The organism is Saccharothrix sp. CCNWYY140, assembly GCF_037401995.1.
Taxonomy (GTDB): domain Bacteria; phylum Actinomycetota; class Actinomycetes; order Mycobacteriales; family Pseudonocardiaceae; genus Actinosynnema.
Genome location: NZ_JBBEGC010000192.1, coordinates 1 through 10,362, shown reverse-complemented (window position 1 = coordinate 10,362; position 10,362 = coordinate 1). Strand labels below are relative to the sequence as shown.

The 10,362-nt window shown below is 72.3% G+C and carries 8 protein-coding genes; 6 read left to right on the top strand and 2 right to left on the bottom strand.

The genetic code is table 11. The annotated features are described in order from the left end of the window. Positions 1–151 precede the first annotated feature (151 nt). Complete coding sequence (locus tag WBN91_RS37590; protein WP_337729051.1) at positions 152–1,129, bottom strand: Gfo/Idh/MocA family protein; 978 nt, start codon at positions 1,127–1,129, stop codon at positions 152–154. 142 nt (positions 1,130–1,271) lie between these two features. Between WBN91_RS37590 and WBN91_RS37585 the strand changes: the two genes are divergently transcribed. The 3 genes from WBN91_RS37585 (at position 1,272) to WBN91_RS37575 (ending at position 5,976) form a co-directional block, all read left to right on the top strand. Continuing rightward, complete coding sequence (locus WBN91_RS37585; RefSeq protein ID WP_337729050.1) at positions 1,272–2,954, top strand: DEAD/DEAH box helicase; 1,683 nt, start codon at positions 1,272–1,274, stop codon at positions 2,952–2,954. Positions 2,955–3,064: 110 nt separating this feature from the next. After that, the gene (locus tag WBN91_RS37580) at positions 3,065–5,164 is read left to right on the top strand and encodes a tetratricopeptide repeat protein (protein WP_337729049.1); all 2,100 of its coding nucleotides are present in this window, start codon (positions 3,065–3,067) and stop codon (positions 5,162–5,164) included. Positions 5,165–5,244: 80 nt separating this feature from the next. Beyond that, positions 5,245–5,976 carry a DUF1684 domain-containing protein gene (locus WBN91_RS37575; protein ID WP_337729048.1) on the top strand — a complete coding sequence of 244 codons (732 nt, stop codon included), beginning with the start codon at positions 5,245–5,247 and terminating at the stop codon, positions 5,974–5,976. On the opposite strand, the gene WBN91_RS37570 is transcribed toward WBN91_RS37575, so the two are convergent. Continuing rightward, positions 5,936–7,264 carry a carboxylesterase family protein gene (locus WBN91_RS37570; protein WP_337729047.1) on the bottom strand — a complete coding sequence of 443 codons (1,329 nt, stop codon included), beginning with the start codon at positions 7,262–7,264 and terminating at the stop codon, positions 5,936–5,938. The two genes, WBN91_RS37575 and WBN91_RS37570, sit on opposite strands and share 41 nt — an antisense overlap. Before the next feature lie 19 nt (positions 7,265–7,283). Between WBN91_RS37570 and WBN91_RS37565 the strand changes: the two genes are divergently transcribed. The 3 genes from WBN91_RS37565 to WBN91_RS37555 are packed head-to-tail and all read left to right on the top strand — an operon-like array spanning position 7,284 to position 10,254. Then, entirely contained in the window at positions 7,284–8,705 is a 1,422-nt protein-coding gene (locus WBN91_RS37565; protein WP_337729046.1) for a pyridoxal phosphate-dependent decarboxylase family protein, read from the top strand. 32 nt (positions 8,706–8,737) lie between these two features. Then, positions 8,738–9,679 carry a P1 family peptidase gene (locus tag WBN91_RS37560; RefSeq protein ID WP_337729045.1) on the top strand — a complete coding sequence of 314 codons (942 nt, stop codon included), beginning with the start codon at positions 8,738–8,740 and terminating at the stop codon, positions 9,677–9,679. Next, positions 9,679–10,254 carry a DUF4865 family protein gene (locus WBN91_RS37555; protein ID WP_337729044.1) on the top strand — a complete coding sequence of 192 codons (576 nt, stop codon included), beginning with the start codon at positions 9,679–9,681 and terminating at the stop codon, positions 10,252–10,254. Before WBN91_RS37560 ends, WBN91_RS37555 begins: the two co-directional genes overlap by 1 nt. The last annotated feature ends 108 nt before the right edge of the window (positions 10,255–10,362 follow it).

The following is a 10,362-nucleotide window of genomic DNA, read 5'->3' as shown; positions in this document are numbered from 1 at the left end:
CCTTCGGGCAGGCCATACGGTGGGGGAACCGAGGCCCTCCACTTGTAGGTAACACCTACCGCGCGCTGCGCGCGCGACGTGCGCGCTGCGCGCGCCGGGAGTGGTGTTGTGCACGTCAGAGTCGTTGCGGGGCGGCGGAAGTGCCGTGGTGTCAGAGTTGGGTCTCGGTGCCGGTTCGGGCTGATTCCACCAGCGCCTCCCCCACCCGAGCAGTCCGCTTCGAGTCAGCCAACGTCACCAGCGGCGGCGTCCCCGTGCGCACCGCCTCCGCAAAAGCCGCCGCCTGATACTCATAAGCATCGGCAGCCGGCACGACCTCCTCGGTCCGCCCCTCACCCGTCACAACAGTGATCACGCACTCCTCATCCACCCCAGTCCAAGCATTGCGAACCGAGATCGACCCATGCGTCCCCTGCAATTCATACCGAGCACAAGGCCCATAGTCGAACCCATAATCAATCTGCGCAACCCGACCATCACCAAAGCCAAGAGTCGCCACCCCGCTGGTATCCACAGGCGCGCCATCCTTCGAATGGAACCGCGCCCGCACACTCACCGGTGCCTGACCAAAAGCCCACAAGGGCACATCAAAGGCGTAACAACCAACATCCCAAGTAGCCCCGCCACCCAACTCGGGCACGTACCGGATGTTCCCCACCGGATCCATCAACCCGGCGAACGCCGCCCGCACCACCCGCAGCTCACCGATCACACCCGAGGCCAGCAACTCCACCACCCGCCGCTGCTGCGGGTGGAACCGGTACATGTAGGCCTCCATCACGGTCAGCCCCCCAGCCGCCGCCTCGACCCTCTCCACATCCACCGCCGACAACGCCAACGGCTTCTCACACAACACGTGCTTGCCCGCCGCCAAAGCCCGCAAAGTCCACGGCACGTGTTCCGAGTTCGGCAACGCGATGTACACAGCGTCCACATCCGGATCAGCCAGCAACGCCTCGAACCCGTCATGCACCCGCGCACCGAACGACGAAGCGAACCGCCCAGACGCCTCCACCCGACCAGGTCGGGCCGCGACGGCGACCACCTGGTTGCCGTCCGTGCGGTGGATGGCGGGAGCCACCCGGGTGCTGATGAACGCCGTTGCGCCCAGAACGCCCCACCGCAGCATGAAGTCCTCCCCAAGGCCGGGACCGGAGCCGGACGCAGCCGGCGGGCCGCGCAGACCTTAACCGATTCATGGGCACGGTCCTGCGCACGCCACGGCACCCCCTCGCCGAGCGGTTCACGGGCGATCAGCGAAACTTGACCCCATGACCGCCGACGCGCCCGACGACGACAGGACCAGCTTCGCCGATCTCGGGCTGCGCCCCGAGCTGCTGCGGGCGCTCTCCGGACTCGGCTACGAGGAACCCACCCCCATCCAGCGGGAGGCCATCGCACCGCTGGTGGAAGGCCGTGACCTGCTGGGCCAGGCCGCCACCGGCACCGGTAAGACCGCCGCGTTCGCACTGCCCGTGTTGGAGCGCATGGGTGGCGAGCCGCGTGCCGACACCGAGCCGTTCGCGTTGGTCCTGGTGCCGACTCGCGAGCTTGCCGTGCAGGTGTCCGAGGCCGTGCACCGGTATGGGCGTGAGCTGGGTGCGCGGGTGTTGCCGATCTACGGCGGGCAGCCGATCGGGCGGCAGTTGCGGGTGTTGGAGCAGGGTGTGGACGTTGTCGTGGCCACGCCCGGGCGTGCTGTGGACCACCTCAACCGGGGCACGTTGAAGCTGGACAAGCTCAAGATCGTCGTCCTGGACGAGGCCGACGAGATGCTGGACATGGGGTTCGCCGAGGACCTGGACTCGATCCTCGCCGAAGCGCCCGAGGACCGGCAGACCGTCCTGTTCTCCGCGACCATGCCGCCGCGCATCGACCGGTTGGCCCGCCAGCACCTGACCGACCCGGTGCGCATCACCATCGGGCGTGAGCAGACCGAGCCAGGTGAGGCTCCTCGGGTGCGGCAGAGCGCCTACGTCGTGCCGCGTGCCCACAAGCCGGCGGCGCTCGGGCGGGTGTTGGACGTCGAGGCGCCCACGGCGGCGATCGTGTTCTGCCGGACCCGGGACGAGGTGGACCAGCTCACCGAAACCCTCAACGGTCGGGGCTACCGGGCCGAGTCGCTGCACGGTGGCATCAGCCAGGAGCAGCGGGACCGGGTGATGGCGCGGCTGCGCAACGGGACCGCGGACCTGCTGGTGGCCACGGACGTGGCGGCGCGCGGGTTGGACGTGGAGCAGCTCACGCACGTCGTGAACTACAACGTGCCCTCCGCGCCGGAGTCCTACGTGCACCGCATCGGCCGGGTCGGGCGGGCCGGTCGCGAGGGTGTGGCGATCACGCTGGCCGAGCCGCGTGAGCACGGGATGCTCAAGACCATCGAGCGGGTCACCAAGCAGCGCATCCAGATGGAGAAGGTGCCCACCGTCGCCGACCTGCGGGCGCGCCGGCTGGAGCTGACGCGGGCTGCGCTGCACGAGAGCCTGTTGGAGGACGACCTGGAGGGGTTCCGGGTCGTGGTGGAGACGCTGGCCGATGAGTTCGACGTGGTGGAGATCGCGTTGGCGGCGGTCAAGCTCGCGCACGAGGCGACCGGCGCGGCGGCCGACGAGGAGGAGATCCCCGAGTTCGTGCCGCGTGACCGGGACCGCCGGGGCGCTCCAGTGGGTGGCGAGCGGCGGGAACGCCGGCCGCGCCGCCCCACGGCGGGCATGACCCGGCTGTTCGTGGGCGCGGGGCGCAGCGCGGGCATCCGGCCGCAGGACATCGTGGGCGCGATCGCGGGCGAGGCCCGGCTCAACGGCCGCGAGATCGGCGCGATCGAGATCGCCGACCGGTTCTCCCTGGTGGAGGTGCCCGAAGCCGCCGCGCAGCAGGTGATCACGGCGTTGCGCGGTGCGACCATCAAGGGCCGCAAGGTGACCATCCGCCGCGAGCGCGACGAGACCCGCTGACCCCCTGCCGAGCGGGTCGAACCGCCCGCTCGGCAGCCGCCCGTTCGACTGCATTCCCGCTTCCCCGCACCGGCCTCCCGATACGCTCGCCGTGTCGGGAGGGGGCTCCTGTGACCACGGAGAACGCCGCACGCGCGGGCACCGTCGGGGCGGTCGTGCAGGCGGGCGCGGTGCACGGCGACATCACCATCGGGTCGGCGTCGCCGCGGGTCCCGGTGCCGCACAACCTCCCGCCGCCGGCGCACCGGTTCGTCGGGCGGCGGCGTGAGCTGGACCGGCTGACCGCGCTCGCCACGGCGGCCGGTGGCAGTCGGGTGTGCGTGCTGGACGGGCCACCGGGGATCGGCAAGACCGAGTTGGCGGTGCAGTGGGGTGCGAGCGTGCGCGGCCTGTTCCCGGACGGGCACGTGTACGTGGACCTGCGGGGTTTCGACCCGACGCGGCCGGCCGTCGACCCGGCCGAAGCGCCCCGGCTGATCCTGGGCGCGCTGCACGTGCCGCTGTCGTCGGTGCCGGCCCACCCCGACGACCAGTTGGCGCTGCTGCGCAGTGTGCTGGACCAGCGGCGGCTGCTGCTGGTCGTGGACAACGCGCGCGGCAGCGACCAGGTCCGGCCGCTGCTGTCGTCCTCACGCGGCTGCTTCACGGTGGTGACCTCGCGGCACCGGCTGGACGGCCTGGCCGTGCAGCACGGCGCCGAGCGCATCCCGGTCGCGCCGCTGCGGCCGGCGGAGTCGGTGCGGCTGCTGGCCGAGCACCTGGGCACGCACCGCGTCCGGTCCGAGCACGCCGCCGTCGCGCGGGTGGTGACGGCGTGCGGTGGTCACCCGCTGGCGTTGAGCGTGGTCGCGGCGCGGGCCGCCGACCCCGCCGAGTCGCTGGACGCGATCGTGCGCGAGCTGGAGAGCCGGGGCGGCGCGCTGGACGCGTTGCGGCTGGCCGACGTGGGCGACCTGCGCGCGGTGCTCTCGCTGTCCTGCGAGAACCTGCCGGCGGGCGTGCAGCGGGAGTTCCGGACGCTGGCGCTGCACCCTGGCGCGGAGTTCGACGTGGCCGCCGCGGCGGCGATGACCGGCGGCGACACGTTCCGGGCGCGGGAGACGATCCGGGAGCTGGTGCGCTGCCACCTGCTGGGCCGCACGTCCTCGGGCCGGTTCGCCTTCCACACCCTGACCTACGCCTTCGCCGCCGAGCAGGCCCGCGCGATCGACCCGGCCGAGCGGGCCGCGAGCCGGATCGCCCTGCTCAACCACCAGCTGCACGCCGCCAACCGCGCCGACCGGCTGATCAACGGCCACCGCCGCCCGGTGCCGCTGGAACCCTGCCTGCGCCCGGAGCTGCTGCCGGCGCTGGCCACCCGGGCGGACGCGCTGGCGTGGTTCACCACCGAGTACGACAACGTGCTGGCCGCCGCCGCCCTGGCGCGGCGGGAGGGCCTGGACGCCCACACCTGGCAGCTGGCGTGGACGATCCCGAACTTCGCCCACCTGACCGGGCGGTGGCGGGACTGGATCCAGGTGCACACCGCCGCCGTCGAGGCGGTCCGGGGCGGTGACCGGTCGGTCGAGGTGCGGTTGCGGCAGTCACTGGCACGGGCGCACTTCGAGAACGGCGACCACGGCAAGTCCGTGGAGGGGTACGTCGACGCGTTGCGGACGCTGGAGGAACTCGGTGACGTGCCGGGTCGCGCGAACGCCCTCAACGGCCTGGCCGCCGTCCAACTGGGTGCCGGAGCACCGGACGCGGCGCTCCGGTCCGCGTCCGCCGCCCTCGACCTCTACGGCCGCCTGGAGGTCCGCGACGACGCCGGCACCGCCAGCACGCACCACCTGCTGGGCCGCACGTGCGAGACGCTGGGCCGGCCCGCCGAGGCCCGCCACCACCACCTGCTCGCCCACGACCTCTACACCCGCTCCGACGACCTCTACGGCCTGGCCAAGGTCGCCGACGCGATGGCCGGGCTGGAGTCGGCGGCGGGCCGCGACGGGCGGGCGCGCGGCCACCTGCGCCAAGCGGTCGCGTTGCACTTCCGGGCGGGCAACGTCGTCTCCGCCGCCGAGTCGTGCCGACGCCTGCGCTCCCTGCTGGAGGAAGCCGACCCGGTCGTGGACGTGCTGTCGCGGGCGATCGCGGCCCTGGCGGACAACCGCGAGTCCGAGGCCGCCGCGCTGGTCGGCGTGATCGCCCGTTCGGGTCCTGTCGAGACCTGATCAGCATGTGGACGCGGTGGTGGGGCGAGGCGGGGCGTGGTTGATTCGCCGGTGGACGAACTTCGCGAGGGAGGACACCGATGACCACGGTCGAGGACCTGGAGACCGAGTGGGCCGCGTTCCGCGTCGAGCGCGACAACGGGCTGCGCGACCCGCACGGATGGCTGAGCATCAGCGCGCTGCACTGGCTGGACGCCACCCCGCGGTCCTTCCCGGGCGTGCCCGGCGAGTGGAGCACGGACGGGACCGCCGCGCGCCACGGCGACACCGAGTACACCCTGGCCGAGGCCGGGTCGACGCTGGTGGACGGCGAGGACGGGGTGAAGGTCGAGGTCGTGCTGCGCACCGGCCGGTACGGGCTGCGGGTGCGCGACCCGCGCCACCCCGACCTGGCGACCTTCGCCGGCGTGCCGACGTTCGACTTCACCCCGAAGTGGGTCGTGGACGCCGACTTCGACGCCTACCCCGAGCCCGAGACGGTCACGGTCGGCGCGGCCCGGGACGGGCTGGAGCACCACCTCACGGCGGTGGGCGTGGCGACGTTCGAGGTGGACGGGCAGCCGCAGCGGCTGGTCCTCACGCTGGCCGGCGACCGGGTGCAGGCGCTGTTCCACGACGCGACCAACGGCGAGCAGACCTCGGCGTGGCGGGCGCTGTTCGCGGACGCGCCGGCCGACGGCCGGGTGCGGCTGGACTTCAACCGGGCGCTGAACATGCCCTCGCACCTCACGCCCTACGGGACCTGCCCCAAGCCGCCGGAGGGCAACGTCGTCACGGTGCCGGTCGGGGCGGGCGAACGCCGGTTCCGATGACCGGGTAGTCGACCGGGGCCTCCAGGTCGACGTCCCGCCACAGCGCGCGCCGGGCCGAGAGGTCCACCTCGGGACCCCAGTGGTGCACGCCGGTCCAGCCCGGGTCGCCGGTGCGGCAGAAGTCGACCCAGGCCCCGAGCATCCGGGCCGACAGCTCGTGCTCGGCGGGTCCGGGCGGGCCGCCGATGAGGAAGTCCGCGCCGGCGAGGTTGCCGAACGAGAACGGGACGTCGGCGGTGTGCCAGCCGGGCGCGCGGCTGAACCGGGCCAGGTGCGCGCGGCCGTGGGCTTCGGCGAGGCGGGTGGTGGGTTCGGTGAACACGCTGTCGCCCAGCAGTTCGACGAACGCGTCGGCGACGGTCGGGAACAGGGCGCGGTAGCCGTCGAGCACGTGCGCGGGCACGCCGTTCTCCCGGCCGTAGCGCGCGTACTCCTCGTCGGTGCGCACCGGGGCGAGGGTGCCGACGGCTTCGAAGAAACGGCACTCGGACGTGGTGTGGCAGAACAGCGCGTCCACGTGCGGCGGCGGCACCGGCAGCCGGTCTGCGACCGGTCCGAACAGGACCGGGTCGTAGGCCAGCGGACCGGACTTCTGCGCGGCGATCAGGACGTCGGCGGACGCCACGGCGGACTCCGGGGTGGTGGGGTCGATCCACTCGGCGACCCGGCGGGCGAAGCCCTCGGTGTAGCACTTGCCCGGGACGCTGTGGGCGATCACCCGGCGGACACCCGGGGCGTCGGCCAGGAACAACGCCGAGCCCGCGCCGGCGGACTGCCCGCCCACGGTGATGGTGTCGGGGTCGCCGCCGAAGGTCGCGATCTCGTCCCGGACCCAGTCCAGCGCGGCCCGCTGGTCGAGCAGGCCCCGGTTGGCCGGGTGGCCCTCGACGTGCCCGAAGCCCTCGAAGCCCACGCGGTAGTTGCAGGTCACGACGACCAGCCCGGCGCGGGCGAGCGCGGCCCCGTCGTAGTCGGGCTGGGCGGAGGAGCCGAACGTGTAGGCGCCGCCGTGCAGGTACAGCAGGACCGGGTGGCCGTCGCCGTGCGCGGGCGCCCACACGTTGAGCGTCAGCACGTCCTCGTCGCCGGGGCGCCAGACCGGCGCGCCGGGCAGTTCCACGGACTGCGGCGGGATCGGGCCGAAGTCCAGGCAGTCGCCCGAGTGGTCGGCGCGGACCGGCGCGGCGAACCGGAGCGGACCGAAGGGCGGTTCGGCGTACCGGATGCCCAGGAACGCGTCGACGGCGGGATCGACCGCCCTGCCCCGGAAACGCCCACGTGTGCTCATCGGCGTCTACTCTGCCACGATGGCCGATCCGCTGATGGGACGACAGGACGCCGCCGAGGCGCTGGGGCTGGTGGCGGAGGCGGCCGGGCCGTACCTGGCGGCGCTGCCCCACCTGCCGGTCCGCGATGCCACGCAGGCGCATTTGCTGAAGGACCTGGACGGTCCGCTGCCCGAGGACGGCGAGGGCGCGCCGGCGGCGGTGGCGGAACTGCTGCGGATCGGGACGCGCGCGGCCACGCACTCGTCCGGTCCGAGGTTCTTCCACTTCGTGGTCGGCGGCTCGACCCCCGCCGCGCAGGCCGGCGACTGGGTGACCTCGCTGCTGGACCAGGCCTCGGGCCTGTGGCTGACCTCGCCGCTGGCCGCGCGGGCGGAGACGGTGGTGCTGCGGTGGCTGCGCGAGCTGGTCGGGCTGCCGGAGACGTTCGGCGGGGTGCTCACACCCAGCGCGACCTTCGCGAACCTGACCGGGCTGGCGTGCGCACGGCACTGGTGGGCGGCGCGGCACGGCGTGGACGTGACGGCGGACGGGCTCGTCGGCCTGCCCCGGATGCCGGTGTTCTCCAGCGGGTACGTGCACGCCAGCGACCGGAAGGCGTTGCAGCTGCTGGGCTTGGGGCGCGACAGCGTGCAGACCTTGGTCCGCGACGACGCCGGGCGGATCGACCTGGCCGCGCTGGACCGGGAGCTGGCCGCGTCGGGTCCGGCGGTGGTGATCGCGAACGCGGGCGAGGTCAACGCCGGCGACTTCGACCCCGTGGACGCGATGGCCGACTTGGTCGAGAAGCACGACGCGTGGCTGCACGTGGACGGGGCGTTCGGCCTGTTCGCGGCGCTGTCACCGGAGACTGCGCACCTGGTGCAGGGTGTCGAGCGGGCCGATTCGGTGGCGGCGGACGGGCACAAGTGGCTCAACGTGCCGTACGAGAGCGGTTTCGTGTTCGTGAAGGACCCGTCGGTGCTGGGACGGGCTTTCGGCGGCTGGAACGCGCCGTACCTGCCGGCCCCCGACGACGAGCTGGTCAACTACAACATGCTCGGGCCGGAGTCGTCGCGGCGCGCGCGGGCACTCCCGATCTGGGCGACGCTGCGCGCGTACGGGCGGTCGGGGCACCGGGCGATGGTCGAGCGGCACCGGGACCTGGCCGTGCGGCTGGGCCGGATCGTCGAGGCGTCCGCCGACCTGGAGCTGATGGCCCCGGTGAACTTGTTCGTCGTGTGCTTCCGGTACCGACCGGCAGGTGTCCCGGAGGACCGGTTGGACGAGCTGAACCGGCGGCTGGGCGCGGAACTGGTCGAGGACGGGCGCGTGTACGCGGGGACCACGGTGTACCGGGGCGTGGTCGCCCTGCGCCCGGCCATCGTGAACTGGCGCACCACCGACGAGGACGTGGACCTCTTGGTGGAGGTTGTCCGCGAGATCGGAAACCGCCTCGACTAACGTCCGCTCACCCGATCAGTAGCATCGCGGACGTGCGCAACGCGATCACCGACGTGCCCGGCGTACTGGTCGGCCACTCCACCCGCATGGGTGACGGCGCGCTGACCGGGTCGACGGCGGTGCTGTTCCCACCCGGGACGGTGTGCACTGTGGACGTCCGAGGCGGCGCACCCGCAACCCGCGACACAGCAGCACTCGACCCCCGACACGGCGGCCGAACCGTGCGATGCGTCCTGCTGACCGGCGGCAGCGCCTACGGCTTGGCAGCGGCAGACGGCGCGGCAGCGGAGATCGGCTCCTTCGTGCCCGCAGCGGCCTTGTACGACTTGGGACGCGGCGGAGTGTTCGACACCTATCCGACGCCGGAGATGGGTGCCTCAGCCGTGCGCGCAGCCGGCGTCGAGGTGGCACAGGGCAACGTCGGCGCAGGCACAGGCGCGATGAACGTGTCCTTGAAGGGCGGTCTAGGCACCGCCAGCGTAGAGCTGGGCGGCGGTGTAGTCGTCGGCGCAGTAGCTGCCCTAAACGCCGCAGGTTCAGGCCTCGATGTCACCACCGGCCTGCCCTTGGCTCACCGCTGGGGCCTACCCGGCGAGTTTCCACCCCCAGCCGGCGACGACCTGGCCCGCGAGCTGCCCCAGGTCGTACGCCCGTTCAACACCGTGATCGGCGTAGTCGCCACCAACGCCCGAGTGCCCGCGTACGCACTCGCTGCCGCCGGCCAGGACGGCTTGGCCCTGGCGGTGAACCCGGCCCACGGGATGCCAGACGGCGACACGGTCTTCGGAGCATCCACCGGCACCCACGACGGCGAGGTGGAGGCCGTGATGGAGGCCGCACGACACACATTCGCCCGAGCCTTGGTCCACGGCCTGCTGGCAGCGGAGTCCGTAACCACGCCGTGGGGCCACCTCACGGCCTACCGGGAGCAGTACCCGCTGACAGGCGCGGGGTACAGGAGGGGGACTGTCTGATGCACGCAATGCACTACGAGATCACGCTACCCGCCGACTACGACATGTCGATCATCCACCAACGCGTCGCCACCAAGGGTTCGGCCTTGGATGCTTGGCCGGGCTTGGCGTGCAAGGCTTACTTGGTGCGGGAGCGAGGCGTGGACGACTCGCCCGTGAACCAGTACGCACCTTTCTACCTGTGGCGCACGGTCGAGGGCATGAACACGTTCCTGTGGGGACCAGGCTTCGCCGGCCTGAGCCGCGACTTCGGACGCCCGGTGGTGCAGCAGTGGACCGGCGTGGGATTCGAGACCGGTGACCTGGAGATCACGCCGAGGTCCGCAACCAAGCAAACCTGGCACGTGCCCGCAGACGCCGACCCGGTGGCGTTGATCGAGGAGTCCTTGGACGAGCTAAAGCGCCCAACGGAAGGCCTACACTCGACCGCCCTGGTAGTGGACACCCGGAACTGGGAACTGGTCCGCTTCACCCTCTGGACAAACGAAGCACCAGCAGACGCCGGCCAACGCTACCGAGTCCACCACCTGTCCAGGCCAGAACTAACCGACCTCCCCACCGGCCGTAACTGGTAACCAGCAAGCCGCTCTTCCGCGCGCAGCGCGGGCTCTTCGGCGAAGCCGGCAAGCGGCAGTCCACCGAGGAGGACACAGCGCAACTTGGGCTTCTTGCTTGTGTCATCC

Excerpts from the sequence above, each read along its gene's own strand:
- WBN91_RS37590 (WP_337729051.1), bottom strand. The coding sequence starts at position 1,129 with ATGCTGCGGTGGGGCGTTCTGGGCGCAACGGCGTTCATCAGCACCCGG.
- WBN91_RS37585 (WP_337729050.1), top strand. The coding sequence starts at position 1,272 with ATGACCGCCGACGCGCCCGACGACGACAGGACCAGCTTCGCCGATCTC.
- WBN91_RS37575 (WP_337729048.1), top strand. The coding sequence starts at position 5,245 with ATGACCACGGTCGAGGACCTGGAGACCGAGTGGGCCGCGTTCCGCGTC.
- WBN91_RS37570 (WP_337729047.1), bottom strand. The coding sequence starts at position 7,264 with ATGAGCACACGTGGGCGTTTCCGGGGCAGGGCGGTCGATCCCGCCGTC.
- WBN91_RS37565 (WP_337729046.1), top strand. The coding sequence starts at position 7,284 with ATGGCCGATCCGCTGATGGGACGACAGGACGCCGCCGAGGCGCTGGGG.
- WBN91_RS37555 (WP_337729044.1), top strand. The coding sequence starts at position 9,679 with ATGCACGCAATGCACTACGAGATCACGCTACCCGCCGACTACGACATG.